The sequence below is a fragment of the Mesorhizobium sp. B2-1-8 genome, assembly GCF_006442545.2.
Classification (GTDB): Bacteria; Pseudomonadota; Alphaproteobacteria; order Rhizobiales; family Rhizobiaceae; genus Mesorhizobium.
In genome coordinates this window covers 2492539-2518912 of sequence record NZ_CP083952.1, presented here as the reverse complement: position 1 = coordinate 2518912, position 26374 = coordinate 2492539, and the positions used below count along the sequence as shown (strand labels likewise).

The 26374-nt window shown below is 62.2% G+C and carries 23 protein-coding genes and 1 pseudogene; 9 read left to right on the top strand and 15 right to left on the bottom strand.

What is annotated here, in order from left to right; all coding sequences use genetic code 11:
• Positions 1–3: 3 nt before the first annotated feature.
• Positions 4–1005 carry an ornithine carbamoyltransferase gene (gene argF / locus FJ970_RS12280; protein WP_140764944.1) on the top strand — a complete coding sequence of 334 codons (1002 nt, stop codon included), beginning with the start codon at positions 4–6 and terminating at the stop codon, positions 1003–1005.
• Position 1006: 1 nt separating this feature from the next.
• A complete protein-coding gene (gene arcC / locus FJ970_RS12275) occupies positions 1007–1951 on the top strand; it encodes a carbamate kinase (protein ID WP_140764943.1) in 945 nt (314 codons plus the stop codon).
• A 327-nt stretch (positions 1952–2278) separates the two neighbouring features.
• On the opposite strand, the gene FJ970_RS12270 is transcribed toward arcC, so the two are convergent.
• The 5 genes from FJ970_RS12270 to FJ970_RS12250 form a co-directional block, all read right to left on the bottom strand.
• Complete coding sequence (locus tag FJ970_RS12270) at positions 2279–3253, bottom strand: alpha/beta fold hydrolase (protein WP_140764941.1); 975 nt, start codon at positions 3251–3253, stop codon at positions 2279–2281.
• 360 nt (positions 3254–3613) lie between these two features.
• Positions 3614–6811 carry an efflux RND transporter permease subunit gene (locus tag FJ970_RS12265; RefSeq protein WP_140764940.1) on the bottom strand — a complete coding sequence of 1066 codons (3198 nt, stop codon included), beginning with the start codon at positions 6809–6811 and terminating at the stop codon, positions 3614–3616.
• Positions 6808–7770: an efflux RND transporter periplasmic adaptor subunit gene (locus FJ970_RS12260; protein WP_227792097.1), complete on the bottom strand. Its 963-nt coding sequence runs from the start codon at positions 7768–7770 to the stop codon at positions 6808–6810. The genes FJ970_RS12265 and FJ970_RS12260 overlap by 4 nt, the downstream gene beginning before the upstream one ends.
• An 11-nt stretch (positions 7771–7781) precedes the next feature.
• Positions 7782–7982, bottom strand: a complete 201-nt coding sequence (locus FJ970_RS12255; RefSeq protein ID WP_140764937.1) for a DUF2892 domain-containing protein — start codon at positions 7980–7982, stop codon at positions 7782–7784.
• Positions 7983–8121: 139 nt separating this feature from the next.
• Positions 8122–9429, bottom strand: a complete 1308-nt coding sequence (locus FJ970_RS12250; protein WP_140764935.1) for an NAD(P)/FAD-dependent oxidoreductase — start codon at positions 9427–9429, stop codon at positions 8122–8124.
• A gap of 226 nt (positions 9430–9655) precedes the next feature.
• Here FJ970_RS12250 and FJ970_RS12245 point away from each other — a divergent pair, with 226 nt between their 5' ends.
• The 4 genes from FJ970_RS12245 to FJ970_RS12230 all read left to right on the top strand — a co-directional run bounded on the left by FJ970_RS12245 (position 9656) and on the right by FJ970_RS12230 (position 12050).
• Positions 9656–9991: an ArsR/SmtB family transcription factor gene (locus tag FJ970_RS12245; RefSeq protein ID WP_140764933.1), complete on the top strand. Its 336-nt coding sequence runs from the start codon at positions 9656–9658 to the stop codon at positions 9989–9991.
• 285 nt (positions 9992–10276) lie between these two features.
• Positions 10277–10915: a helix-turn-helix domain-containing protein gene (locus FJ970_RS12240; protein ID WP_140764929.1), complete on the top strand. Its 639-nt coding sequence runs from the start codon at positions 10277–10279 to the stop codon at positions 10913–10915.
• A gap of 51 nt (positions 10916–10966) precedes the next feature.
• Positions 10967–11482 (top strand): GNAT family N-acetyltransferase, encoded by a 516-nt coding sequence (locus FJ970_RS12235; protein ID WP_140764926.1) that lies wholly within the window; start codon positions 10967–10969, stop codon positions 11480–11482.
• A gap of 247 nt (positions 11483–11729) precedes the next feature.
• Positions 11730–12050, top strand: a complete 321-nt coding sequence (locus FJ970_RS12230; protein WP_181178813.1) for a hypothetical protein — start codon at positions 11730–11732, stop codon at positions 12048–12050.
• A 33-nt stretch (positions 12051–12083) separates the two neighbouring features.
• On the opposite strand, the pseudogene FJ970_RS12225 reads toward FJ970_RS12230, so the two are convergent.
• From FJ970_RS12225 to FJ970_RS12205, 5 genes and pseudogenes are all read right to left on the bottom strand, one after another.
• Positions 12084–13106: pseudogene (locus FJ970_RS12225) on the bottom strand (Gfo/Idh/MocA family oxidoreductase).
• Between the two features lie 38 nt (positions 13107–13144).
• Positions 13145–13945, bottom strand: coding sequence for a TIM barrel protein (locus tag FJ970_RS12220; RefSeq protein WP_140764922.1), 801 nt, complete (start codon positions 13943–13945; stop codon positions 13145–13147).
• A 20-nt stretch (positions 13946–13965) separates the two neighbouring features.
• Positions 13966–14766, bottom strand: coding sequence for an ATP-binding cassette domain-containing protein (locus tag FJ970_RS12215; RefSeq protein WP_140764919.1), 801 nt, complete (start codon positions 14764–14766; stop codon positions 13966–13968).
• 2 nt (positions 14767–14768) lie between these two features.
• The gene (locus tag FJ970_RS12210) at positions 14769–15890 is read right to left on the bottom strand and encodes an ABC transporter permease (RefSeq protein WP_140764916.1); all 1122 of its coding nucleotides are present in this window, start codon (positions 15888–15890) and stop codon (positions 14769–14771) included.
• Between the two features lie 136 nt (positions 15891–16026).
• A complete protein-coding gene (locus tag FJ970_RS12205; RefSeq protein WP_140764913.1) occupies positions 16027–16974 on the bottom strand; it encodes a sugar ABC transporter substrate-binding protein in 948 nt (315 codons plus the stop codon).
• Between the two features lie 210 nt (positions 16975–17184).
• Here FJ970_RS12205 and FJ970_RS12200 point away from each other — a divergent pair, with 210 nt between their 5' ends.
• On the top strand, positions 17185–18177 hold the full coding sequence (locus FJ970_RS12200) for a LacI family DNA-binding transcriptional regulator (protein ID WP_140764910.1): 993 nt from the start codon (positions 17185–17187) through the stop codon (positions 18175–18177).
• A gap of 432 nt (positions 18178–18609) precedes the next feature.
• On the opposite strand, the gene FJ970_RS12195 is transcribed toward FJ970_RS12200, so the two are convergent.
• The 5 genes from FJ970_RS12195 to FJ970_RS12175 form a co-directional block, all read right to left on the bottom strand.
• Positions 18610–19470, bottom strand: a complete 861-nt coding sequence (locus FJ970_RS12195; RefSeq protein WP_224596102.1) for a 5'-methylthioadenosine phosphorylase — start codon at positions 19468–19470, stop codon at positions 18610–18612.
• Positions 19471–19532: 62 nt separating this feature from the next.
• A complete protein-coding gene (locus FJ970_RS12190) occupies positions 19533–20324 on the bottom strand; it encodes an ABC transporter permease (RefSeq protein ID WP_140764904.1) in 792 nt (263 codons plus the stop codon).
• Entirely contained in the window at positions 20317–21204 is an 888-nt protein-coding gene (locus tag FJ970_RS12185; protein WP_140764901.1) for an ABC transporter permease, read from the bottom strand. Before FJ970_RS12185 ends, FJ970_RS12190 begins: the two co-directional genes overlap by 8 nt.
• The gene (locus tag FJ970_RS12180; protein WP_140764898.1) at positions 21201–22238 is read right to left on the bottom strand and encodes an ABC transporter ATP-binding protein; all 1038 of its coding nucleotides are present in this window, start codon (positions 22236–22238) and stop codon (positions 21201–21203) included. Before FJ970_RS12180 ends, FJ970_RS12185 begins: the two co-directional genes overlap by 4 nt.
• A gap of 36 nt (positions 22239–22274) precedes the next feature.
• A complete protein-coding gene (locus FJ970_RS12175) occupies positions 22275–23318 on the bottom strand; it encodes an ABC transporter substrate-binding protein (RefSeq protein WP_140764894.1) in 1044 nt (347 codons plus the stop codon).
• Positions 23319–23532: 214 nt separating this feature from the next.
• On the opposite strand from FJ970_RS12175, the gene FJ970_RS12170 reads away from it, so the two are divergent.
• Positions 23533–24564, top strand: coding sequence for a LacI family DNA-binding transcriptional regulator (locus FJ970_RS12170; RefSeq protein ID WP_140764891.1), 1032 nt, complete (start codon positions 23533–23535; stop codon positions 24562–24564).
• A gap of 551 nt (positions 24565–25115) precedes the next feature.
• Positions 25116–26059, top strand: a protein-coding gene (locus tag FJ970_RS12165) for an IS630 family transposase (RefSeq protein WP_227791897.1) whose coding sequence is annotated in 2 segments (ribosomal slippage) — positions 25116–25452 and positions 25452–26059 — 945 coding nt in all. Because the reading frame shifts where the segments join, the coding sequence is not laid out codon by codon here.
• Positions 26060–26374: the final 315 nt, after the last annotated feature.

Sequence of the window (26374 nt, the reverse complement as noted above, 5' to 3'; positions counted from 1 at the left end):
ACAATGTCGATCAACCTGCACGGCCGGTCCGTCCTCACGCTGGACGATCTGACAGGTGACGAGATTCGATTTCTGTTGAGGCTTGCAGCGGATCTCAAGGCAGCCAAGCACGCTGGACACGAAGTGCCGCGCCTTTCCCGAAAAAATATCGCACTGATCTTCGAAAAGGATTCGACGCGCACGCGCACAGGGTTCGAGGTGGCGGCTTACGATCAGGGCGCTCATGTCACGTATTTCGGTCCGAGCGGAAGCCATATCGGCCATAAGGAATCCATGAAGGATACCGCACGTGTGCTTGGCCGGATGTATGACGCCATCGAGTATCGCGGTTTTGCCCAGCAACAGGCGGAAGTGCTGGCCACCTATGCCGGGGTGCCGGTCTACAATGGCCTGACGGACGAAGCGCATCCGACGCAGATTCTTGCCGATTTCATGACCATGCGCGAGTTCACCCATAAGCACCTCTCGGACATGACTGTCGCTTTCGTCGGCGAGGGGCGCGACAACGTCGCGATGTCACTAGCGCTGGGCGCGGCCAAAGTCGGTATCGACATGCGCATTGCTTCGCCCAGCGAACTCTGGCCCGACGAGGCGTTCAGCGCTCACATCAGGGACCTGACGCAAAACAGCCGGGGGCGCTTCAGATTGGGCGAAGACGTAAAGGACTGCGTCCAGGATGCCGACTTCGTCTACACCGATGTCTGGATGTCGATGGGCGAGGACAAATCCGGTTGGGCCGAGCGCATTCGCCTTTTGACACCTTACCGGGTGACGAGCGACGTAATGGCGGCCACCGGCAATCCGCGCGCGAAATTCATGCATTGCCTGCCGGCTTTCCACGATACCGATACCGAGATCGGTGCATTCATTGCGCGCGAATACGGCATCGACTGCATGGAGGTCAGCGACGAGGTATTCGAGTCGGACGCGTCGATCGTATTCGATCAGGCGGAAAATCGCATGCATACGATCAAGGCCCTGCTAGTCGCGACGATTGGCAACTGAAATGCTTATCGTGGCCGCGCTTGGCGGGAACGCGTTGCTGCGGCGCGGCGAGCCGATGACCGCCGACAACCAGCGCGCCAACATCAAGCGTGCCGCATCCGTGTTGGCGGCGCTGATCGGCGAAGGGCACTCGATCGTAATCACGCATGGCAATGGCCCACAGGTGGGCTTGCTCGCGCTGCAAGCAGCGGCAGCCCATCCTGACGGCGGAGCCTTTCCACTCGACGTACTTGGCGCCGAAAGCGCGGGGATGATCGGCTACGTCATTGAACAGGAGCTCGGCAATCTCCTCAAGGAGCGGCTGTTCGCCACCCTGCTGACGCAAGTGCGGGTGGATCCTCGCGACCCGGCTTTCGCTCGACCAACCAAGCCGATAGGCCCAGTGTACGAGAAGGCGACGGCGCTTCGGCTTGCCGCGGAACGCGGATGGCCGATCGCGCCCGATGGCGACAAATGGCGCCGCGTCGTCCCCTCGCCGAGGCCGCTTGAGATTCTGGAAGCCTCCGTGATTTCGTTCCTTGTCGAGCGCGGCGTCATCGTCATCTGCACGGGCGGCGGTGGAGTTCCGGTGATGGCCATGGATGACGGCAGCCTCTGCGGCGTGGAAGCCGTCATTGACAAGGATCTGGCGAGTTCCCTTCTTGCCCGCCAATTGAAGGCCGACATGCTTCTGCTGCTGACCGACGTCGATGCCGTTTATGCCGACTATGGCACCGCCACAGCCCGTGCCCTCCGCCGGCTAGCCACGACGGAGATATCCGGACGAGATTTTGCCGCCGGCTCGATGGGGCCGAAGGTCGCCGCCGCGATCGAATTCGTTGACGCGACGGGCAAGCCAGCCGCGATCGGCCAACTCGATGACGCCGTGCAAATTGTTAAAGGCGAGCGCGGTACATGGTTCGAAGGCAGCGCTTCGGCCTGCCCGCTGCTTCTTGCAAAATGCTGAACTGCTGTGACGCATGGAGACTGAGAGCATATCAACATTTCCTCGCAGCAAGCCCGGTCCTGGCCAATCGCTCCGACTCGGATTTGAGTACGTCCCTACAGCATGTCGCGGCGAATAGGATTCGCCCGACCTGCTGTAAGCTTCTGATTTTATGCATGTCGTTATCCCGGATCCGAGGACACTTCCGGGCGACATGCATTGCATTAGCTTCGGCAATCTCAGCTCGGCAGTCGCTATGAAAGCGAGCGCCGGCATGACGCTCTACCCTCGGCCCAACCGTTGCTTTCGATGGGCGACAGCACCCAACCGGCGCCAAGGCGACATCGGTCACAGATCTGATGGGGGGATCACGCCAGCGGCAACTAGAAAGGTGCGGACTGCTAAGCGAACCTGCTGCAACCGTCCGACCAAGAGATGTCCGCCGGTGTCGTAGACGACCAGCCGTGCATCGGGGATCCTATCGGCGGTCAATTCGGCAGCGGGCAGCGTATTGAACAGATCGTCGCGCGCGGAGATGATTATCGTGGGTGCAGTGATTTTTTCCAACGGCAACTCATGCAGCTCGGGCGCGCTGTCGATGTTGATACCGGCGAAGCGCAGCGACAGCGGTTCAACGCTCCTGACGAAGCTCATGACGCGGACCCTCTCCGCTTGCGGCGCAGCCGCCAATAGTGCCGGTCGAACGCCGACAAACCGAATAAGTGCCGACGGTGCGATATTCTCGGCGGCCCACCAAGCGAAATCGCCTCCTGCACTGACGGCCCAGAATGCAAACTTGCTGCCGCGACCCACGTGGATGGCAACCGGACTGCTGGGTGAATAGAGGGCTGGGACTATCAGAATGAGACCGGCGACCCTGTCCGGATGCCGCAGTGTCAGCTGGACCGCTGAACGGGCGCCCGCCGAAACACCGACAACCACCGCTTTTGGAATCTTCAGTCTAGAAAGCAAGGCCGCGTGGGCGTCGCCCTGCGCGACTGGAGAGGGATCCCTGGGAACGGGCGTGCGAAGATAGCCGAAGCGCGACGGCGCGATGACCCGAAAGCCGCCCCCAACAAGATCGGCGGCAAGGGCAAGACCCTGGTCAAAGCCGCCGCCGGCACCGTGGATCGACAGCAGCGGAATGCCCGCACCGCTGTCGGCGTATTCGATCGGGCCGATGTCGAGGTAGGCGATTAGACTGCCTCGGCTGACCGCGTCCCGCTGACGGCCAAGCTCGTTCTTGTAGTTCAAGAAAGCCACACCGGCCATAACCGCTATGGTGATGGGCATGACCAGCAGGAAAGTGCCGATTCGTCTCATTGCGAGAGCTCCTGCACGCGAAAATTGGCCTGCATCGGCTGGAAGGACGTCGACATATCTAACCCCTCCTTGAGCGATCACGATCCGCCATCGTTGGCCAGACAAGGATGACTACTGCAAGGACCCCAATGGTAGATGCCACCAATTGTGCCGGCCAGACGCCTCAATTGTAGGCTACCAGATTTGCGAGAGACTCGTCGCTGGTGAAGGACGGCAGCGAGCGAAGCTCCATCCACCTCACCGTAACGACAATCGCTGCGCGTCTATTTGATCTGACGCGAATCGACGACGTTGCATTCCGGCGCCACTTGAAATCGATCCGACAACAGGAAAGCATTCGACAGGCCGCTCTGTTCCCGTTCACGTGCGCAGCACCCGGTAGATCGCGGGGATGACCAGCACCGTCAGCAGCGTCGAGGACGCCAGGCCGAACAGCAGGGAGATCGCCAGCCCCTGGAAGATCGGGTCGGTCAGGATCACTGCCGCGCCGATCATGGCGGCGAGTGCCGTCAGCAGGATCGGCTTGAACCGGATGGCTCCAGCCTTGATCAGCACCTCGCTTAGCGGCCTTTCAGGCGACGCCGCGTGGCGGATGAAGTCGACCAGCAGGATCGAGTTGCGCACGATGATGCCGGCCAGCGCGATGAACCCGATCATCGAAGTGGCCGTGAACGGCGCGCCGAACAACCAGTGCCCGCCGAGGATGCCGATAAAGGTCAATGGGATCGGAGTGAGGATCACCAGCGGCACCTTGAACGACCCGAACTGCGCGACGACCAGGATGTAGATACCGAGCAGCGCGACCCCGAAGGCAGCCCCCATGTCGCGGAAGGTCACCCAGGTGACTTCCCACTCACCATCCCACAACAGCGTCGGTCGGCTTTCATCCTCCGGCTGGCCATGCAGCGCGATCGTGGGCTTCTGCAAGCCGATCCAGTCCTGAGCGTCGATGGCCTTGCCGACAGCCTGCATGCCGTAAAGCGGCGCCTCGAAGGAACCGGCAAGCTCGGCCGTCACCATTTCGGCGGCGCGGCCATTGTGCCTGAACACCGGGAACGAAGCGCGCTCCGGCGTCACTCGCACGACATCGCCGAGTTCGACCACGCCGCGGTCGCCGGGCAGGACATTCGACGGAATTGGCGTGGTCAGGAAGCGCTCGTCGAGCGTCTTTTCGCCCTTCGGCCGCTCGATGCGGATCGGGATCGGCTGGCGGCCGCCGCCGCGATGCGAATAGCCGACGGTCCTCCCGCCATTGAGGATGGCGAGCGTGTCGAAGACGTCGCTTTCCTCGACATGGAAGAACTCCGCATCGTCGGTCGAAATCGTGGCGCGCAGTCGGCGCGCAGGCTGGCCCCAGGAATTGTCGACGTCGACGATGAAAGGCACGGAGCGAAACGCCGTCTCGATCCTGGCGGCGACCTTGCGGCGCGTCTCGCCGTCAGGTCCGTAGATCTCGGCCAGCAGGGTCGCCATCACCGGCGGGCCGGGCGGCGGCTCGACGACCTTCAGGCTGGTACCTTCCGGCACCGGGATCGTTGCGATGCGCTGGCGCACATCGAGCGCGATCTCATGGCTGGAGCGGGTACGGTTCGCTTTCGGCAGCAGGTTGAGCGCAACGTCGCCCTGCTGCGGCTCGGTGCGCAGGACGGCATGGCGGACGAGGCCGTTGAAATTGAAGGGCGCCGCCGTTCCGGCATGTGTCTGGACCGTTCGGACCTCCTCCAGCTCGAGAACCTTGGCGGCGACGGCCTGCGCCACCGCATCGGTCGCCTCGACGGAAGACCCTTCCGGCAGGTCGATGGTGACCGACAGTTCGGACTTGTTGTCGAAGGGCAGGAGCTTGACGGTGACATGCTCGGTGTAGAACAGCGCAAGCGAGCCAAGCGTCAGCACGCCGACGGCAAGGAGGAAAGCCCAGCTCGCCTTCTTCGAGGCCAGGATCGGCCGGGCGACGGCTGTGTAGGCGCGGCCGAGCGGACCGCCATTGCCATGGTCTTGATGGGCGTGCACCGGCGCCCGTTCGGCGAGTTTGAGCATCAGCCACGGCGTCACCATCACCGCGACGAAGAAGGAGAAGATCATCGCCGCCGACGCATTGGCCGGGATCGGGCTCATATAGGGGCCCATCATTCCCGAGACGAACAGCATCGGCAGCAGGGCTGCGACCACGGTCAAGGTGGCGACGATGGTCGGGTTGCCGACTTCGGCCACCGCCTCGATCGCCGCTTGCCGACGATCGCGCCCGCCGCCCATGGCCCAGTGGCGCGAAATGTTCTCGATCACCACGATGGCGTCGTCGACGAGGATGCCGATGGAAAAGATCAGCGCGAACAGCGAGACGCGGTTCAGCGTGTAGCCCATGACGCGCGAGGCAAACAGCGTGAGCAGGATGGTCACTGGAATGACGACGGCCACGACCATGGCTTCGCGGCGGCCGATGGCGACCCAGACCAGCACGATGATCGAGATCGTGGCCAGGCCGAGGTGGTAGAGGAGCTCGTTGGCCTTGTCGTTGGCGGTTTCACCGTAGTTGCGCGTCACGTCGATCGAGATATCGCCGGGGATCAGTCCGCCCTGGAGCAGGGCGACCCGATGCAGGATAGCATCAGCGACGGCGACCGCGTTCGATCCGGCGCGCTTGGCAATGGCGAGCGTGACCGACGGCACGCGCTCCACGCCGGCGCCGGCCCTGGTGACCGTGGATACCAGCGCTTCACCGGTGTCGGTGGCGAAGGCGACGTCGGCGACGTCGCGGACATAGACGGGCCGGTTGTCGCGCGAGGTCAAGAGCAGGTTGCCGATCTGGTCGGGCGAAGCCAGCGTCTCGCCGGCGACGATATCGATCTGCTCGCCCTGATTGCGCACGCGCCCAGTCGGAAAAGCCTTGTTGGCGCCGGAAACCTTGGCCGCGAGCTGCTGCAGGGTGACGCCGTAAAGAGCGAGCTTCTCCGGGTTCGGGCCGACGCGGATGATCTCGCCGGTGTCGCCGACCAGATAGGTAAGGCCGACATTGTCGATCTTGGCAATCTCGGTGCGCAGTTCGCGCGCGATGCGGGTGAGGTCGTTGGCAGTCATGCGCGCGGCCGCCTCCGGCTTCGGCGACAGCGTCAGCGTGACGATGGCGACGTCGTCGATGCCGCGGCCGACGATCAGCGGCTCGGGCACACCGATGGGAATGCGATCCATGTTGGCGCGCACCTTGTCGTGGACGCGCAGCACCGCGGCGTCCGACGATGTGCCGACGACGAACCGGGCGGTGACCATCACCTGATCGTCGCGGGTCTGGGAATAGACATGCTCCACGCCGTCGATACCCTTGACGATCGTCTCCAGCGGCTCGGTGATCAGCTTGACGGCATCGTCGGCCTTCAGCCCGTCCGCGCGCACGAAGATGTCGACCATCGGCACCGAAATCTGCGGCTCCTCCTCGCGCGGCAGCGTCAGCAGCGCCACCAGCCCGAAGGCGAAAGCCGCGACCAGGAACAGTGGCGTCAGCGGCGAGCCGATGAAGGCCCGCGTCAGCGCGCCGGCAATACCGAACGATGCTGGATCTTTCATGGCGTGATCACGACATCGCCGGCCGCGAGGCCTGTCAGGATCTCGACATAGTCGCCGCCGGCGCGCTTGGTCCGCTCGCCGGCGACCACCGCACGTTCGGCATCGCCGCCGCCGGCGGCGACGCGCACGAAATCGATCCCCGAACGGGTCTCGATCGCCGATGCCGGCACCAGCAGCGCGGAGCGCTCGGCGACCGGCAGCTCGACCAGGACCCGGGCATCGATGAAATTGGTATCGAGATTGTCGACCTCGACATCGGCGATAACACGGCCATTGTCCATCTGCGGATAGATCTTGGCGAGCCGGCCGGCGGACTCCTTGCCGCCGGCATTGATGCGGATGACGGCTCCCTGCTTCAGCGACCCCGCGTAGCGCTCCGGAACAGCCAGCCGCAGGAACACGCCACCGCCACCGATGGTGGCCACCACTTCACCGGCCATGATGACGGCGCCGCGCGTCACCGGCACGTTCAGCAAGCGGCCATCGCCGGGAGCAAGGACATCGCCCTCGGCGCCCTGCTGCACGATCACCGAACGCTGCGCCTCGGTCGCGGCAAGCTGGTTGCGCGCGACGTCGACCTCGGTGCGCAGCTGATCGAGACGCTGCGCGGTAATAACGCCCTTGTCGACCAGGGTCTGGCCGCGTTCGAGTTCGGATTGAGCCGTATCCAGCTGTGCCCGCAGAGCGCGCAGCTCGGCATCGAGCGCAGCGACCTGAAAGGCGATCTTGTCGTCCTGGACGGTGGCGATCTTCTGCCCCGCCTTGACCATGTCGCCCTCGGTGATCGCCAGCTCCACGACAACGCCGCCGATGCGGGCGCGCGCCGGAACGGTGTCGCGCGCCTCGACACGGCCATAGACCGCCTTCCATTCGGTCACCGTGGTCGGCGCCAGCGTCAGCGTGCCGGCAAGCGCCGGAGAGGTAGCCAGCAACGCGGCGAACAGAACAGACGAGCGCATCTTGACCTTCCTCAGAACGCGCATCCAGGCTTGACGCCGAGCTTGCGGAAGATCATCGCCGCCGGACAGAAGCCGGTGAACGCCGATTGCAGCATGTTGAGGCCGACAAAGACCGTCAGCCAGACGAACAGCGGCGAGACAAAAGCGGTAAGCGCGACGGACAAAAGCACCATGGTGCCCGCGAAGGCCAGAACGGAACGGTCGATGGACATTGTCATCTCCATTTGCATATGATTATATTTTAATATACGAATACTTATCATTGACTGCAAGGGCTCGTGTTGAATTTGCCGCAGGCGACCGCTGGTTGTCGCTTGCCCGCCAACCGGCCCCATCGCCGGCTTACCTTGGTCAGTCAGCCGGGACATCCACGGATGCCTCGACTTTGATCTGCTTGAGCTTGTCGATGCCCAGCACCTGCAGCACCAGGCGTTCGTAGAAGGGCTCGGCCTTGCCGGTCCTGATCTTGTGCAGGAAATACTTCTCGAAGCCGACCTTGGCGGTGTGCACCCATTTGCCGGAAGACGACCAGTTGACGTTGCGCGGCGGGATCTGCGGCTGCGCCACGAAGGCCACGCCGGAATCGCCGAAATCGGCGAGACAAACCGCATTCCATGTGCCCTGGGCATCGGGCGCGATGCCTTTGACCAGCCGGCCGATGTTGCGGGCCGTCGCGATGACCATGGATTCGATCATGAAGCCGGTCTTGGGCACGCCTACCGGAACCGGCGTCTTGCCGATCGGCGGGATGGCAACGCAGACGCCGACCGCGAATATGTCGGGGAAGGCTGGGTTGCGCTGGTGCTTGTCGACGAGGATGAAGCCGCGCGGATTGGTGAGGCCTTCGATGCCGCGCACCGCCGCCACGCCACGGAACGCCGGCAGCATCATGGCGAAGGCATGCGGCAATTCATGCGCCTGTCTGACCGACCCATCGTCGGCGATTTCCTGGACGAACATCTTGCCCGGCTCGACCCTGTCGATCTTGGCGTTGCAGATCCACTTGATGTGATGCTGGCGCATCTCGCTCTCGAGCAGGCCCTTGGTGTCGCCAACGCCGTCGAGGCCGAGATGGCCGATATAGGGTTCCGAGGTGACGAAGGTCATTGGGACGCGATCGCGCACCTTGGCGTCGCGCAACGCCTTGTCGAGAATGAAGGTGAACTCATAGGCGGGCCCGAAGCAGGACGCGCCCTGGACCGCGCCGATGACGACCGGACCGGGCTTGGCGACGAGCGCATCGAAGGCCGTCTTGGCCTTGAGTGCGTGATCGATGTGGCAGACCGACTGGGTATTGTGCTCAGGCCCGAAGCCTTCGATCTCGTCGAATGCCAGTTCGGGGCCGGTGGCGATCACCAGATAGTCGTAGGTGACGGATGAGCCGTCATTGAGTTCCACAGTGCGCTCGACCGGGTGAACGCGCCTGGCACCTTGCGGATGAAAGCCGATGTTGCGCCGCGCCAGCACCGGAACAAGGTCGATTTCGATCGCTTGCCGGTCGCGCCAGCCAACGGCGACCCAGGGGTTGGACGGCACGAATGAATAGTGGCTGCCATTGTTGACCACGGAAACCTGATGTTCGCTCGCCAGTTCGTCGCGAAGCTCGTAGGCCATGATGGTACCACCCAGCCCGGCACCCAGGACCACAACATGCGCCATGCTCTATCCTCCCATTGCGGCGGTGCTTGCGTGCAGAGCCGATGTTTGCCGCTGCCGCAGACAGCGACATTGGCTCATCTTGCGCCCTTGCGACCGGTTGCGACTTGATGCGGGTCAAACGATCCTGCCAGTGTGGATTTCCCGCAGGGTCATCGATCCGTCGGCTTGACAGGCGACAGCATCGGGCTAATATTATGCGCAACTGTTAATATGCTAATGTGTTCATATGCGCAATAAGAAAGTCGCCGAATTGGACAAGAGGGCGCGCGAGGCATCCGAACTGCTCGCGGCAATGGCCAATGAAAAACGGCTGATGATCCTGTGCCACCTGCTGGACGGCGAGACATCCGTCAACGAACTGGCGGACCTTGTCGCGATGAACCAGTCGGCGCTGTCGCAGCAACTGTCGAAGCTCAGGGCATTGAAGCTGGTCGACACCCGCCGCGACGCCCAGCAGGTCTACTACCGCCTGGCTTCGGAGGAGGTGGAACGCATACTCCAGACGCTCTACGGCATCTACTGCGACCCCGAGACGAAAACGGCCAAAGCCAAGCGTGGGTGACGTCCGCCAGCACGGCTGGCGCGAGGGTCGGAGCCTGCCCTGCCTTACGCCGATTTCCTCAATCGGCCGGCTGCATGGCATCGCGGAACTAGCCATGGTCGAAGACGCTCGACAAGGTGTGTGCGTCAAGTTCTGCAAAATTGGGCGGCCCTGGAAGGCCATGCAGTCGCCAGTGCATCGAATCGGGCTGAACTGACTAGGTAGTATCCCTTAGGGACATAACCGAATTTCGCGATCTGCGGATTCGCGCGATTGCTGTGTCACGGACCAACCGGGGAGACAGCCATGTACGCTCGACAGATCGCCAAGATTGAACTGCCGACACAGCCGAGCCCTTTCGCTCTCCTCGACGGGGCTACGGCGCAACCAGTCAGCTTCTTCCCGGCCGGCACGGAGATCTACGCCCAGGGCGAAAAGGCCGGGCCTCTTTACCAGGTCGAGTTCGGCGCCGTGCGTGTGTACCGGCTGCTGGCTGACGGCCGCAGGCAGATCAGCGCCTTTCATATGGCCGGAGAGACTTTTGGCTTCGAGGCCGACGCCACGCATCATTTCTTCGCAGAGGCAATCAACGCGACCGGTATCCGCGTTGTCCGGATCGCCGCGGCCACGGACATGTCCCGCCAGTTGCTGCCGCTGGCGCTCAAGGGTTTGATCAGAGCCCAGGAGCATCTTCTGGTCCTCGGCCGCCAGAACGCCATCGAACGGGTCGCCGCATTCCTGGTCGACATGACGGAACGCCAGGGCGGCTTGCGCCAGGTCGAATTGCCGATGTCGCGCCTGGATATTGGCGACTATCTCGGCCTCACCATCGAGACCGTGTCGCGGGTCTTCACCCGCCTGAAGGACAAAGGCGTCATTCGCCTGCTCGGCCTGCGCAGCATCGAAATCCTCAAGCAGGACGTGCTTTTGGACATGGGCGAATAACCGCCCTCGCCGCTGCGATGAAGCCTGACCACAGACCAAGGATCAGATGCAATGAACAAGACGCTCACCACCCACACGGGATTCCGTTTCCAAGTGCGCGGCGCGCGCCCCGAGGACGAGCCGGCATTGGCTGAGTTTTTCACCCATGTGACGCCTGAAGATCTGCGCTTCCGCTTTCTCGGCGCCGTGCGGGAAGTTTCGCACGAACGGCTGGTTGCCATGACGCGCTCGGATGATGCTCATATCCATAACTTCCTTGCATTTGCACCAGACGGAATGTTGATCGCGGTAGCGACGCTCGCCAGCGATCCGGCCGACCGGCGTGGCGAGGTCGCAATCTGCATTCGCGACGACCGCAAGCACCTGGGTGTCAGTTGGGAGTTGCTCGCCCACATTGCCCGCCACGCGGATGAGCAGGGTCTCGACATGATCGAGTCGATCGAAAACCGGGAAAACCACGCAGCAATCGAGCTCGAGCGCGAGATGGGCTTCACAGTCACGACTGACCCGGATGACGCAACACTCGTGCTGGTCCAGCGCAAGCGGGGCGCCAAGTTGCCGAAGTAAGGTGCGGCAGCGGCCCCAGCAGCTTGCGGACCACTCAGACTGTGTTCAGCGCGCGCGCCACGGGCTGTTCCTCGTCAGCCGGAACGACGAGAATGTCGACGCGGTTGCGCGCTGACACTCTGTGCACCTTTCCGATTCAAATCATCATCGATTCATGGCAGCCGGCGGCAGACTGACGCACGACGAAATCGTCACCCAACCGGGCGGTGACTGCGTGATCACCGAAGCCTGATATTGCTGAAAGGAAGTGATCGACCTGTCGCTATGGCAGCTACTGACCTGCCCGCCTAGCGTCCGCTTCGTGACGCCGTCGGAGTTCCTCGCGGAAAACGCTTCTTGCCTCCTTCAGGCTGCGCTTGCCGAGAAGCCTGGCGAACCTGGCGACGGTCGTCTTCGAGACGCCGGCGCTGGCAGCAATCTCGAGCGCACTGTCGAAAGCCAGAAGTTCAGGACGCGCAAAGGCGACGGCGGCGAGTTTTTCGACTTGCGGCGGGAAAACGAGCTCGCGACAAGCAATCCCTCCTTTCAGATCCGCAAAGGTCGCCGACCGATTGGTGCCGTGATCTGAAACCGACATGTCCCACCACCTTCGCGCAATCCTTCAGATCTCGCTCATCGACACGGTGCGCCGCTCTTCCACCGACTTGATGCATGCCAGAGCGATCGCAAGCGCGGTGCGCGCGTCCTGACCGGTCGGCCCTTTGACCACGCCGCTGCGAACCGCGCCTACGAAGGAGGCAAGCTGCGCGGTGTAGCCGTGCACGAAATGATCGGTGTCGCGCCGCCACGTATCGCTGGAGACGCCGTTTTTGTCGAAGAGGGTCATGCTCGAGCGGCGCACGTCGCCCATGGTGATCATGCCGCCCGAACCGAAGACTTCGCCGCGAATATCGTAGCCGTACAGGGCGGAAAAATTGGCTTCGGCTACGGCGATCGACCCGTTGTCGAAGCGGATTGTGACGACGGCCGTGTCGTGGAAGCCTTTGTCCTTGGCATCGGGGCGCACGAGCGCATCGGCGATTGCCGTGACCTAGACCGGCCGAGCTGCGGGGTTGAGCCAGACAAGCGTGTCGAAGTCGTGCATCAACGTCTCGTAGAAGATCGTCCACCGTGGCGTCTTTTCCGGATTGCCGCCATAAGGGCCGGGATCGCGCGTCAGCGACCGGATCAATTGCGGCGTACCCACCTTGCCCGCATCGATCGCGGCGCGTCCTTCGGCGAAAGCCTGATCCCAGCGGCGATTGAAGCCTACCTGGAGCGGCACGCGAGCGCTGGACGCGGCGGCGATGGCGCGATCGGCCTCTTCGAGGGTCAGTGCCATAGGCTTTTCGCAGAAGACGGCCTTGCCGGCCACGGCCGCCTGAACGGCGAGGCTGGTGTGGAAGCGTGCCGGCGATGCAATGATGACGGCTTCGACCGCCGGGTCGGCGAGCACCGCCGAGACGTCGGTCGCGGCGGTTGGCACGTCCAGATTTCTGGCGAGTGCCTGCGCCGCGCCCTCGGCCGGATCGGCGATCGCGACCAGATTTGCGTCGACAAGCCGACGCACAACGGTTTCAGCGTGGAAGGAACCGATGCGGCCAGCTCCGATCAGGGCGATGTTCACGGGGCGTTGGGCAGGCATTTGATACTCCGAAATTCAATTGACGAGAAAAGGGTGGCCTAGCAGGTGAAAGCCTGGCGGAAGTGACTGAGCGCGAGCTCGTCGTCGCCCGACGGCCAGGCCTCCATGCCGATGACGCCGCGGTAGCCCATCTGGTAGAGGGCGCGGGCGATGGCGGGGTAGTTGATTTCTCCGGTACCCGGTTCGTTGCGGCCGGGAACATCGGCCACTTGGATCTCCCCGATGTGGGGAAGCGCAAGGCGGCAGAGCTCGATCAGATTCCCTTCGCCGATCTGCGCATGGTAGAGGTCGAGGTTGAGCTTGAGCGACGGCCGGTTGACCGACGCGACGAGCGCGATCGTGTCGGCCGCCTTGGCAAACGGTGTTTTCGGGTGGTCGACAGCCTCGTTGAGGTTCTCGAGCACGAAGGTCACGCCTTCCTGCTCGCCAAGGTCGGCGATGCGATTGAGCGTATCGCGGGCCTTGAGCCACATTTGGCCGGTCACGTCTTCGGACTTGACGACCGGCAGCCCCTGCCCGTCGAGCCCCGTGCCATGAAGGTTGAGCCGCGGGCAATTCAGCTCCTTGGCGACCGGTATGGAGAGTTTCGCCGTCCTGATCAGCTCGTCCGCGCCCGCGTCATCGGCGAGCGTGCCTGTCACATAGCCGGTCATCGAGGAAAACGAGGCTCCAGACCTGGCAAGCGCGGCGATGTCGTGCTTCGTCCAGTCCCAGATCTCGGCGGCGAAGCCAAGTTCGGTGATCCGCGCGAGGCGATCGAGCACAGGTAGCGAGCGGAACACCATCTCCGCGCAAACCGCCAAGGTGAAGGGTCCCGCGGTCTCAAGGGCCGTTGTCATCATCAATATCCCGTTCGAGGTTAGATCGTTCCGCCGAGCTCGTCGGACAGGGTCTGCAGTTCCTTGCCGCCGGCCATCATGTTTTGCAGTTCATCGATGCCGATCTCGCCTTTGGCGCAGGTGCCAAGCGTCTTGCCCCGGTTGAGCACGGTGAACCGGCTGCCGACAGCATAGGCATGACGGACATTGTGGGTGATGAAGATCACGCCTAGGCCCTTCTGCTGAACCTGATGGATGTATTTCAGCACCATCGATGTCTGGGCGACGCCCAGCGCCGAAGTCGGTTCATCGAGAATCAGGACCTTGGCCCCGAAGTAGACGGCGCGCGCGATGGCCACGCATTGCCGCTCGCCGCCCGAGAGCGTGCCGACCGCCTGGTTGGGGTCGCGGATGTCGATGCCAATCTTGCGCATCTCCTCATGCGTCACGGCATTGCAGTGCTTGAAGTCGATGTGACGGAACGGCGGGATGCCCTTGAGCGGCTCGCGGCCCATGAAAAAATTGCGGGTGATCGACATCAGCGGGATCATCGCCAAATCCTGATAGACCGTGGCAATGCCGGCATCGAGCGCGTCGCGAGGGCTGTTGAAGTTGACACTTTTGCCCTCGACGAGGAAGTCGCCGCTGGTCGGACGAACAACACCGGAAAGCGTCTTGATGAGCGTCGACTTGCCGGCGCCATTGTCGCCCAGCAGGCACAGCACCTCGCCTTGCGACACCTTCATCGAAACGCCCGACAGCGCGATGACGGAACCATAGTGCTTGACGATGTTGTTGACCTCGATGACGGGCGGCGAGGTCACTGTCTTGCCATCAGCCATGATCAGCGCTCCCCTGTCACCTTGCGGCGGATGAAGTTGTTGAAGAGGACGGCCAGAAGCAGCATCGAGCCCAGGAACACCTGGAACCAGTCGGAGTCGAACTGGGTGTATGTCAGGCCGATGGAGACGAGGCCGAAGATGATGGCACCGAAGAAGGCGCCGATCGCCGAGCCATAGCCGCCAGTCAGCAGACTGCCGCCGATGACGGCCGCAATGATGGCCTCGAATTCCTTCTGAAAGCCGCGGCGCGCGTCCGTCGAGCCTGCATCCAGCACAGTGATGATGGCAACGAGCGCCGCCGCGCACGCCGTCAGGGCGAAGAGCCCCGTCTTCACGCGGTCGACAGGCACGCCGGAATTTCTCGCCGCGACCGGATCGCCGCCTGCCGCGAAGATCCAGTTGCCGACGCGCGTGCGCAGCAGCATCCAGGTGGCGACCCCCGTGATCCCGACGAACCAGAGAACCGAGACCGGCACACCCGTCACCTTGGGCACGCCATTGTCGAATTTCTCGATGAGATCATGCTCGGCCAGCCAGTTGAACAAGGGTTGGAAGGCGACGCCCGAAAACACCTGCTTCAGCAATCCGTCGCCGACGACATCCTCTATCCCGCGCAGTTGGGTCGAGCCGCCAGTCGCCCATTTGAGGCCGACCAGGGTCAGGCCACGCAGGATGAACAGGAAGGCAAGCGTAACGATGAACGAGGGCAGCCGCGTCCTGATGACGATCTGCCCGTTGACCGCGCCCATGACGGCCGCAAGCAGCAGCGTGAAGACGATGGAGATCCAAAGCGACTGACCGAAATTGGTCAACAGCGCGCCGAAGATCAGGCCGGTGAAGGCCACCATCGAGCCGATCGAAAGATCGAACTCGCCGCCGATCATCAAGAGCGAGGCGGCGACGGCCAGGATCCCCAGTTGCGACGCCGGCGCCAGGATGGTCATCAGGCCGGAAAGCGAAAACATCGAGGGGTCGGCGGTGAAGAAGAAGAACACCACCACCAGGACCAGCCCGGCGACGGCGCCGAGCTCGGGCCGGCGCATCATATGTGTGAGAAAACCGACTTGCCTGATCCGCTCATCGGGTTTCGCGGCAGCGGCGCTCTGTTGTTCGATCTGAGCCATGATTCCTCCCCATAGCGTGCGAAGTTGCCGAGGTGCTCGTGTCCGGACGGTGTTGCGGAACTTGCGGCTGGCGGTCGAGCGCCCTCCCCGAAACCGGGGAGGGACCGTCGACAATCGGCATTGGGCAATGCTTGATTCAGCGAATGCCCTTGGCCGACAATTCGACGACCTGCGCCGCCTTGTCCTTGGTGATCAGGTTCGGGCCGGAAGGCACGTTGCCGCCCGGGATCAGGCCGTATTTCGCATAATTCGCCAGGAAGACGACCGGCAGATATCCCTGCAGGAACTGCTGCTGGTCGATGGCAAAGGCGGCGTCGCCGGCCGCGACCGCCTTCAGGAAGTCCGCCGAAAGGTCGAAGGTGGCGACATTGATCTTGCCCAGCTTGCCGACATCCTTGACGGCGGCCAGCGATGGTTCGCCGGCGGTGCTGGCGCCGAGCGCCATGATGGTGTCGATGTCGCCGTTCGCGCTCAACGCCGCCTTCACCTTGGCGCGGACGTCGGCGGGATCATTGGAAACCGGCAGAACCTTCACATTGCCTGCAAAGCCGTCGCCGAAGCCCTTGCAGCGCTGGTCGAGCGCGACATTGCCGACTTCCTGGTTGACGCAGATGGCTGTCTTGCCGCCCATCTCCTTCAGCTTCATTCCCGCCGCCTTGCCGGCGCTATACTCGTCCTGGCCGACATGCAGGAGTGCGCCGAGCGACTGCGAAACATCGGAGCCGGAATTTATCGAGATGACCGGGATTCCGGCGGCGACCGCCTTCTTGATCGAGGGCCCGAGCGCGGAAGCGTCCGGAATCGAGACGATCAGCCCATTCGGCTTCTGATTGACCGCCGCATCGATCAGCTGGCTCATCGCCACCATGTCGAACGTCTCGGGCGCGCGATAGTCGACCTTGACGCCGACATCCTTGGCGCCCGCCGTCACGCCGTTCTTTACGACCGACCAGAACGGGTCGTTGGCCTGGCCATGGCTGACGACGATGATCTTGACGTCCTTTGCCGAAGCGATCTGGGCACCAGTCACAAGGCAGCCGAGCACGGCTGCGCCGAAGGCAAGCTTCCTCACTATCGATTTCATTTCGATTCCTCCAAATGGGCGCGGCTTGGCGGCGCCCCTCCTCCATCTTTCGGCGCATTCACACGCGCCGATGCTCCCGTCTGGCTACCTCTTTGCTACCGGTAGCAAACGTGCATATTCATAGCGGCGGGCGAAGGAATGTCAACGTCCATTTCATTTTGCCGTAAAATGAAATAGGCATTCCATATGACGACGCGGGCGGGAAGAGTGATGGCTAAGAGGGCGACTGCAAGAGACGTCGCGGAACAGGCGGGCGTCTCCAAATGGACGGTCATTCGCGCCTTCACGCCGGGGGCGTCGATCACCGAGAGCAGCCGTGCCAAGGTCATGGTTGTCGCGGAAAGGCTGAACTACCGGCCCAACCTGCTCGCCCGAAGCCTTGCGACCAATCTTACGCATCAAGTGGCCGTTCTCGTCGACGACTTCGAAAATCCCTACAAGCTGTCGTTCCTCGAGCGGCTAACTCTCGAACTTCAATCGGAAGGTCTCGTTGCCGTCCTGATCAACATCAACGAGCATTTCGACCACGTGCATGCGCTTCTCAACGCCGATCAGCGCCAGCTGGATGCCGTGATCATGTGCGGCACCGCTTTCAGAACCGAAATGCTGCAGGATATCAGGCTGGACGGAGCGGCCCCGATGTTCGTTCTGGCACGCGACAGCCAGATCCCCGGCGTGCCTGCGATCAACTGCGACACCACCCTGGCCATCAAGGACCTGTGCAGGCATCTGTATGGAAAAGGATACCGACGCCCGGGCTTCATGGCCGGACCAAAGACTTTGTCGACCGCGCTTGGCCGGCATCGGGGCTTCAAGGCATTCTGGAAGGCTCACGGCATCGCCGAGATGCCGGAACTGGTGGCGCACCATTATAGCGCGGCCTCGGGCGCGGAGGCTGTGCGGCGCTATCTGAACGAGGTATCGCCCGCTGATCGCGTCGACGTCCTGCTGTGCGAAAACGATGTCCTGGCCTTCGGGGCGATGGACGTCATCCGCGGCGAGTTCGGCTTGAAGGTGCCGGCAGACATCGCCGTGGCGGGCTTCGATAACACGCTGTTCGCTGCCGCGCCGGCCTATGATCTAACGACATACGAACAACCCGTCGAGGCAATGGTGAAGGCAACCGTTGCCATGATCTTGGGCCGCGAGCCCAAGAAGACGGTGATCATTCCCGGACGACTGGTCGTGCGCGGATCCGCGTGACGCCAGGTAGGTGCCGGTAGGCATCTGTTCCGTGCGAAGGAGGCGTTCTGACCGCCGCGAAGTCGCCTATTGGTGTTCGGACGCTCGCGCGACGACGAACAACGATGTTCCAACTGAAAGTCGACATTGGCTCCTGACCCAACAGCTATAGACCGGCGCGCTGTAGCTCGAACCGGACCTTGGCTTCGGAAACGGCTGGAACGCTCTGCTGGTTGAGGCGACTTCAGGCCCTGGCAAGATTCAGGATTTGCAGGAAGCCGCGCCGCAGTCTCAAGCGCTACCCGCGAGGCTATCATTGAGAGGTCGGTAACACGTCCCGATCGCGGAAAGCCGTTTGGGGCGCTCTCAATTTTGGTGCGGTCGCCCGCAGACGCAACTGCTTTGACGATATAGGCGCTCCTCGTGAGTGACCAGTCAAACTCCCTCGCTGCCTCAGAACCGGGTAAGGCGCTCTGCGGGTTGTGGCGACTTCAAACCCTGGCATGAGCACTCCGGATCAGCCGGTAATCTTGCGGCAGTTTCCAGCGCAACTCGCGATGCTGTCATAGAGAGGCTTGGCAACACGTCGTCCTGAAGCAATTCCTGGCGATTGCGGTCCATATAATCGTTGAAGCCCGCCGTCACGAACGCACAAGGCACGAAACAGGCGCCGATCTCGCGCGACAAGGTCGCTTCGGGGGCGATCGAATGGTTGAGCACGTCGGCTCCCATGCTTCGAAACGCCAGGGCTTCGGCCGGAGTTGTTAGCCGCGGCCCGTAACAGTGGGCAGCGACCAGCTGCTGCTCGATGCCATGAACGCGGCATTGGGACGGCCAATGACGGCGGGCGGTTTCGACCAGAGCGGCCGCGCATATTGGGCATACGATCTGCTTGCCCGAGCAGTCGAAGCTCTGGCGGCCAGGGAGCAGTGAAAACGGCGTCTGCGTCAGTTCGATGATGTCGGCGGGCACCACCATGTCGCCGGGCTTGATCGCCTTGTTGACGGCGCCAATGGTCGAGCAGGCCAGGATTTGCCTTACACCCGCGCTCATCAACACCCAGAACGCGCGGCGATGGCAGGAATGGTCGATATGGTCGCGAGGGTTGCCGTGCGAATACATACATAGCGCCTGTTTCGTTTTGCCTTCGGCGGTAATCGAGGCATCGAACTCGATGAGCTTCCAGTGGTCGGTGCGGCCAAAGGGTGTCTCAAAGCTCATATCGCGCTGTAAGGTGCGCACGCCGTCGACTTCGACATCCTCCGGAAAGGCCAGTCCCCAGTTTGCCGAGCCGGTGATGATCGCCAGCCCCACCTTGGGTATGTCTGTCGAATGATCGGCTGCGATAGGATTGATTGGCATGTTTTCGGTCTCAGTCAGGATTTTTGGCGAAGGGTAACGATCAGGATGACGGCCACGACAATGGCGGTCCACAATGTCGAGATCGCCGCGATGGTCGGATCGATCTGGTCGCGCAGCGACAGGAACATGAGTTTCGGCAGCGTGCTGTTTCGACCACTCGCGACGAAGATCGAGATGACAGACTCATCGAGCGAGGTCAGGAAGGCCATCAATGTCGCCGACAACAGGCTGATTTGAAGTTGCGGAACGATGATGCCGCCAATGGATCTGGTCCAGTCGGCGCCCAGGCTGCGCGCCGCCTGAACCTGGTTCCAGTCGAAGCGGGCAAGAGCGGGCGCCAACACAATGCAGGCGACCGGGATGGCCAGCACCACATGCCCGACCAGCACGCCGAACAGCGTTCCGACCAGGCCTTGCGCCGCCAGCACGAAGAAGAGGCCGATCGCAAGCAGGATTCCGGGCACGATGGAGGGGGTGAGCAGCACGCCTTGAATGGTCGCGGCGGCCCTGCCGCCGAGCCTGTTCATCGAGATGCAGGCCAGTAGCGCCAGCGGCACCGCAACCGCCGCCGTCAAGGTCCCAAGAATCAGGCTCGTCCTCAGCGCGGCCATCCATGTGGCTGAGCCGAAGAAGTTCTCATACCAGCGCAACGAATAGGCGCGCGGCGGAAACTCGAGAAGGTCGGACGCCGAAAAGGAGAGCGGCACGACGACAAGCGTCGGCAGTATCAAGAACGCCATGACAAGCGCGGAAAAACCCCATAGAAGGACGCGAGCGAGCCTGTTGTCCAGATAGGCCTCAAGCATGGGCCGCGCCCATCTTGTTGTGTGCCATCAGCCGTCTTGCCGCCAGGAGCATCACAGCGATCAGCGCCATGAGCACGAGGAGCAGAATGCCCAGGACGCTCGCCGAGCCCCAATCCTGGAAGGTCGACAGCGTGCGCTCGATCCGGATGGAGAGCGGATTCACCTTGCCTCCGCCAAGCACCGCTGGCGTGATGAAGAAACCGATCGTGTAGATGAAAACAATGATCGAACCCGAGAAGATGCCGCCGGCCGAAAGCGGCAGAATGACCGTGCGGATCACTTGCCCGAGCGTAGCGCCCATGCTGGCAGCGGCGCGAATGAGGTTTGTGTCGATATCGCGCATCGCGGCGTAAACGGGCAGCAGAAACAGCGGCAGCATGTAGTGAACCATGCCGATGAGCGTGCCGGTGAAATTGTAGACCAGCGGCAGTGGCTCCGCGGTCAGCCCTGACCCCGTCAAAGCCGCGTTGATCAAGCCATCGCGCCGCAACAGCACGAGCCAGCCATAGGTGCGCACAAGAATAGAGGTCCACAAAGGCAGCATGACGAAGGCCATCAGCACGTTGGCCACCCTTGGCCTGGCGCTGGCCAGCGCGAGCGCCAGGGGAGTGCCGAGAAGGATGCAGGCCGCCAGCGTGCCCAGCGACAGTTCAAGGGTTGTGACAAGCGCCGCCCACGTCAGCCCACTCGACAGGACCTTCTCGTAGTTGCCGACGGTGTATTCCCCAGCCGTAGTCAGGAAGGATTGCCGGATGATCCAAAGGAGCGGCAGTATCGCCGCCAGTCCAACGATGAAAAGCGCCGGAAGCGACAGCGAAAGGAAGAACCGCCGCTCGCGTCGGCCGTCCGCGGCAAGAACGGGATCGGCGGCGATGGTCACGCAATCGCTCCCGGAAGCGCGTGAACTTTCTCCGCTGGCGCATAGGCGGTCACCCGCTGACCGGCCGCAAGCTCGGCGCAGCCGCCAGCCAGTGCCGCAGGAATACACACAAGGATTTCCTGCCCACCGCCAAGCGCGAGCGTCAATAGCCAGTTGTCGCCGCGAAATGCCTTGGCGCGCAGCGTCCCCTCGAGCGCCACTCCGTCCCGGCCGACCAGACTCGCATCGAGATGCAGGCTTTCCGCACGGATCATCAGGGTCTCGCGCTGCGCTTCGGCACCGTCGATCCTGCGCGCCAGGCCCGGCGCCACGATGTTGGCCTCGCCCATGAACTCCGCGACGAAGCGGGTCGATGGACAATCATAGATTCGCTGCGGCGCATCGATCTGCTGGATGCGGCCGGAATTCATCACCGCGATCCGGTCGGACATGGTCAATGCCTCGCGCTGGTCATGGGTCACATAGATGGTGGTGATCCCCAGATCGTCGTGCAGGCGCCGGATCTCGTATTGCATGGTCTCGCGCAGATTCTTGTCGAGCGCCGACAACGGCTCATCCATCAGCATCACGCGAGGTTCGAAGACGATCGCCCGCGCCAATGCCACCCGCTGCCGCTGGCCGCCGGACAGGGCGGCGACGCTGCGCTCCGACAGACCTTCCAGTTTCACGCGAGCCAAGGTGTCAAGCGCCCGCTGACGCGCCTCCGCCTTCGGTATCCTGCGCAGCGCCAGCGGATACTCGACGTTGGCGAGGACGTTCATGTGGGGAAACAGGGCGTAGTTCTGGAATACTATGCCGATCTCCCGCTTGTTGGGGGCCAGGCGGGTGATGTTGCGATCACCCAACAGGAGCTTTCCGGCATCGGGCCGGACAAAACCGGCCAGAGCCATGAGCAACGTGGTCTTGCCCGATCCGGACGGGCCCAGCAGCGTGAGGAACTCGCCGGCCCTAATATCGAGCGAAACATCGTCCAGCGCGACGTAAGACCCATAGGCCTTACGCACGCTGTCGATGGTGATCGGAAGCGATTTCATCATGCGCTCCGGCCCTGCAGTTGATGCATTGGAGCGTCAGCGGCTGATCATTTCATCGAAGGCCTTTTGTGCGGCTTCGCCGTTCTTGACCCACCAGTCGGCGTTCGAGAACACTGAAGTGCCGGCATTTTCGGGCGCCGTCGCCAGGGTCCTCAAGCGGTCCTTTGGGATAAGGCCCCCTTCATATGCGGCAGGGTTGACCGGACCATAGGCGATGAAGTCGGTGAGCTTTGCCACGCGCGCGGGCTGCGTCATCGCTGCAATGAGCTTCATGGCCGCATCCTTGTTCTGGGCTCCCTTCGGCACACCAAGGCAGTCCGTGCCGATTACGGAACCCTTGAACGTGTAGTCGACGGCGCCGCCATCTGCCTTGACCGTCTGGGCCCGTCCATTCCAGGTAACGACCAGATCCGCTTCGCCGTCTTTCAGCAACTGCGCCGACTGAGCTCCCGAGGTCCACCATACCGAGACGCTTGGCTTGATCGCCTCAAGCCGCTTGATGGCGCGCTGCAGGCCTTCCGGCGTGCTGAGCACAGGATAGACGTCCGCCGGCGCCACGCCGTCGGAGAGCAGTGCGATCTCGATCAAGTCCTGCGCATTGGCGCGCAGAGCGCGACGGTTCGGGAACTTGGCGACATCCCAGAACTCCGCCCAGGTCTTCGGCGGGTTCTCGCCAAAGGTCTTGGTATTCCAAGACATGACGGTGCCGTAGGAGTCGAACGGATAGCAATAGTCCGACTTTGCGCCGGCCGGCACGGACTTGGGATCGATGATCTTGTAGTCAAGCGGCTCCAGCAGCGACTGTGCAGCCGCCTGCGCGCCTTCCGGTGAACCGAGATGGATGATGTCGGTGGTGACCGCACCCGAGGTGACCTGCATCTTCAACGCGGCAAGGCCGTCGCTCTGCGTCTCCTCGCGGACATCATAGCTAAGCTCTTTGGCGGCGGGTTCCCACATGGCTTCCTTCATGGCCTTGCCGTAGTCGCCGCCGGCGGTGGTGATGGTGACCGTTTGAGCATAGGCGGGCAAGGCAGCCGAGACTGCGATCAAGGCAAGGGAAATGCGTGGTAGCCAGGACATGGGTTCTCCTCCTCCAGGATTCATCAAAATGTCGCTTAGGTGGGGTTTTTATTAATCGTAACGTTACGATTGCAGTGAAATGCAATGGAGTCAAGCGGCTTTCAAATGGACCATTCGGTTGTGGTGGCGTTGGATTTGACCGTCAGGTCGAATCCGGTAACGTTACGAAGCTCGGCAAAATCAGCCGACGCTTCCGCAAATCAAGTCGGGCGACATGGCCAATCTAAAACAGATAGCGGCGGAACTTTCTCTTTCGGTAACCACCGTATCGCGCGCTCTGAAGGACGGGCCGGAAGTGCATCCCTTGACCGTGGCGCGGGTCAAGGAGGTGGCCAAGCGCGTCGGCTACGTGCCGGATCATCACGGTCGCGCGCTCAAAACCGGACGGACCATGACACTGACGGCAGTGCTGCCGATGGAGACGAGCGATTACTTGTCCGATCTGGCCAAGCTTCCCCTGATCGAGGGCATGACGCTGGCGGCGCGGCAAACGGGCTATAGCCTGTCCATATATTCCACCACACCAGACGACGATCCGGTCGAAAGCATGCGGCGCCTGCTCCAGGCGCACAGCGCGGACGGACTGGTCATCACGCGCATGGTCTCGGGCGATCCGCGCGTCAAGCTGCTGCTCGACCGGGGCATGCCGTTCGTCACCTTCGGCAGAACCGATCTGGACATCGCCTATCCCTATGTCGATATCGACAATGAGCAGATCGCCTACGAGGCGACCCGACGGCTGATGGCCAAGGGCTGCCGACGTATTGCGCTGCAACTTCTCGTGCCGAAAGACCAGGCGAGCGCCACGCGTCTGGCAGGCTATCAAAGAGCGATTGCCGAGGCCGGCATTGCGGTCGACCAATCGCTGATCGGCCACGGCACATTCACGATAGAATCGAGCGCAGCCTGGTTCGATCGCCTGCTGGCGTCGTCAGATCCGCCGACTGGCCTGGCATGCGCCAATGAACTGGGCCTTCTTGGAGCGTTGCACGCACTCGGCCGGCGGGGCCTTGAGCCGGGCCGCGACGTCCACATCGTCGCCCGCGACAACACACGTCTGGCGCGCTTCCTGCCGGCGAAGATCGGCGTTCATTCAGTCGACATGGCCGCGGTTGGGCGGACACTTGTCGAAGTGCTGGAGAGGCGGATCACTAATCCGGCGGGACCGGTGGAGACAATCTTGTTCAAAGGTGAATTCGACCCTGGTGAACAGGCGGGATGCACGAACAATTTGGCCGTTGATTGAAACCGCCGCCATGTATTCGAAGTATCTCAGTTCCGTGAATCGTCACCGATTGCCTCTCGATTGACGCGGTGGAGTTTTCCCCACAATCATAGCCACGGAACTTCGCCACCCGGCTGCGAGCGACCGTATGATGAAGACCATGGGAGCGAAAAATCCAAAGAGCTCCCCGCGTCTCTACCTGCGTCTGATAGCGCCCAACCAAGGTGCTCATGGCCGCCGGATACGCAACGCTGCGGACCTCATCGGATGCGCACGCCATTACCGCAACCGCGGTCGCGGGAAATGTCTGCTTCCGAGCAGCAGCAAAACTGGCCTCTACGTCGAGGATAGGCGCGAAGCCGTCGTTCAACAGGCGCAGCGAGAACGACGGCCATAAATAAATAACAGTTCGGCGAAAGCCCCCTTCCAAGTCAGGATAACGCAGCTGCAATGACCATTGCGACACGGTTGCTGTTTTCGCACTAGAGCGGGATGAGATTTATAAGAGTCGTGAGATTCCCAAATCATCGCAGTTCTGATTCAACATGCATGCTGGGAGGAGGCCAGCATGGATGGCAGCCTATTCGATGGACCTTCGCGAGCGGGTTGTAGCCGCGGTCAAGACGGAAGGGCTCTCGCGACGCGCGGCGGCGGCTCGATTTGGCGTCAGCTACAGCGCGGCCATCGCGTGGCTTAAGCGCGTCGAAGAGACTGGCAGTGCTGCGCCTCGCCAGGTCGGCGGCTACAAACCGAAGAAGCTCTCGGGAGCGTGGCGCGACTGGCTGATCGAACGCTGTCACGACAGGGACTTCACCTTGCGCGGGCTTGTGGCCGAACTTGGCGAGCGTGGCCTGAGGGTCGACTACCGTTCGGTGTGGGAGTTCGTGCATGCCGAGAAGCTCAGTCACAAAAAAAGACGCTGATCGCCGTCGAACAGGATCGTCCCGATATCGCGCGACGGCGCATGCAGTGGACGAAGTATCGGGACCGGATTGATCCGACGCGACTGGTCTTCATCGACGAGACCTGGACCAAGACCAACATGTCGCCGCTAAGGGGCTGGGCGCCGGTTGGACAGCGCATCAAGGCCAAAGTGCCGCATGGCCACTGGAAGACCATGACCTTCCTGGCCGCGCTGCGCCACGATCGCGTCGAGGCGCCCTGGCTGATCGACGGACCTATCAACGGCGAGAGATTTCTTCTCTATGTCGAGAAGGTTCTCGCTCCGACCCTCCAGCCGGGCGACATCGTCATCATGGACAATCTCGGCTCGCACAAAGGCAAGGCGGTGCGCCGCGCCATACGCGCCGCCGGCGCCAGGCTCTTCTTCCTGCCGAAATACTCGCCCGATCTTAATCCGATCGAACAGCTCTTTTCAAAACTCAAGCACTGGCTGAGAAAGGCAGCAAGCCGCACCGTCCAAACCGTTTGCGACGCGATCGGCCAAATTCTCAACCGCATCACACCGACAGAATGCTCACACTACTTCGAAAACTCCGGATATGACCGAAACTAATCTCATCCCGCTCTAGCTTATTTGCATCCGCAACCTATCGATGTGGCGGGCCAAACCATCCCGATCGCAGGCCGTTACCGCCTTTTGCCGCCCCTATCGTCCAGTGGTCTTTTCAGCCTTGAAACAACTGGGCTATGAATGGCTGTGCGCAACCCGATTGACGAACAGGAGCAAGGGTAAAAGATAGAGACAGGCGTAGATTGTCCCCGCGCATGGATCATGTTCATGCCGGAATAATCGAACTGAGTCCTGCGCAGAACAAACTGAATTGGCCCACTTCAGAACGAAGTTGGCCATAACTAATTGGTATTGAAA

Bases quoted from the DNA above. Each gene is read 5' to 3' on its own strand.
- FJ970_RS12270 (WP_140764941.1), bottom strand. From the start codon at position 3,253: ATGAGACGAATCGGCACTTTCCTGCTGGTCATGCCCATCACCATAGCG.
- FJ970_RS12265 (WP_140764940.1), bottom strand. From the start codon at position 6,811: ATGAAAGATCCAGCATCGTTCGGTATTGCCGGCGCGCTGACGCGGGCC.
- FJ970_RS12255 (WP_140764937.1), bottom strand. From the start codon at position 7,982: ATGTCCATCGACCGTTCCGTTCTGGCCTTCGCGGGCACCATGGTGCTT.
- FJ970_RS12175 (WP_140764894.1), bottom strand. From the start codon at position 23,318: ATGTCCTGGCTACCACGCATTTCCCTTGCCTTGATCGCAGTCTCGGCT.
- FJ970_RS12245 (WP_140764933.1), top strand. From the start codon at position 9,656: ATGCGCAATAAGAAAGTCGCCGAATTGGACAAGAGGGCGCGCGAGGCA.
- FJ970_RS12190 (WP_140764904.1), bottom strand. From the start codon at position 20,324: ATGCTTGAGGCCTATCTGGACAACAGGCTCGCTCGCGTCCTTCTATGG.
- FJ970_RS12170 (WP_140764891.1), top strand. From the start codon at position 23,533: ATGGCCAATCTAAAACAGATAGCGGCGGAACTTTCTCTTTCGGTAACC.
- FJ970_RS12240 (WP_140764929.1), top strand. From the start codon at position 10,277: ATGTACGCTCGACAGATCGCCAAGATTGAACTGCCGACACAGCCGAGC.
- FJ970_RS12220 (WP_140764922.1), bottom strand. From the start codon at position 13,945: ATGACAACGGCCCTTGAGACCGCGGGACCCTTCACCTTGGCGGTTTGC.
- FJ970_RS12235 (WP_140764926.1), top strand. From the start codon at position 10,967: ATGAACAAGACGCTCACCACCCACACGGGATTCCGTTTCCAAGTGCGC.
- argF (WP_140764944.1), top strand. From the start codon at position 4: ATGTCGATCAACCTGCACGGCCGGTCCGTCCTCACGCTGGACGATCTG.
- FJ970_RS12215 (WP_140764919.1), bottom strand. From the start codon at position 14,766: ATGGCTGATGGCAAGACAGTGACCTCGCCGCCCGTCATCGAGGTCAAC.
- FJ970_RS12210 (WP_140764916.1), bottom strand. From the start codon at position 15,890: ATGGCTCAGATCGAACAACAGAGCGCCGCTGCCGCGAAACCCGATGAG.
- FJ970_RS12180 (WP_140764898.1), bottom strand. From the start codon at position 22,238: ATGAAATCGCTTCCGATCACCATCGACAGCGTGCGTAAGGCCTATGGG.
- FJ970_RS12205 (WP_140764913.1), bottom strand. From the start codon at position 16,974: ATGAAATCGATAGTGAGGAAGCTTGCCTTCGGCGCAGCCGTGCTCGGC.
- FJ970_RS12260 (WP_227792097.1), bottom strand. From the start codon at position 7,770: ATGCGCTCGTCTGTTCTGTTCGCCGCGTTGCTGGCTACCTCTCCGGCG.
- FJ970_RS12250 (WP_140764935.1), bottom strand. From the start codon at position 9,429: ATGGCGCATGTTGTGGTCCTGGGTGCCGGGCTGGGTGGTACCATCATG.
- arcC (WP_140764943.1), top strand. From the start codon at position 1,007: ATGCTTATCGTGGCCGCGCTTGGCGGGAACGCGTTGCTGCGGCGCGGC.
- FJ970_RS12200 (WP_140764910.1), top strand. From the start codon at position 17,185: ATGGCTAAGAGGGCGACTGCAAGAGACGTCGCGGAACAGGCGGGCGTC.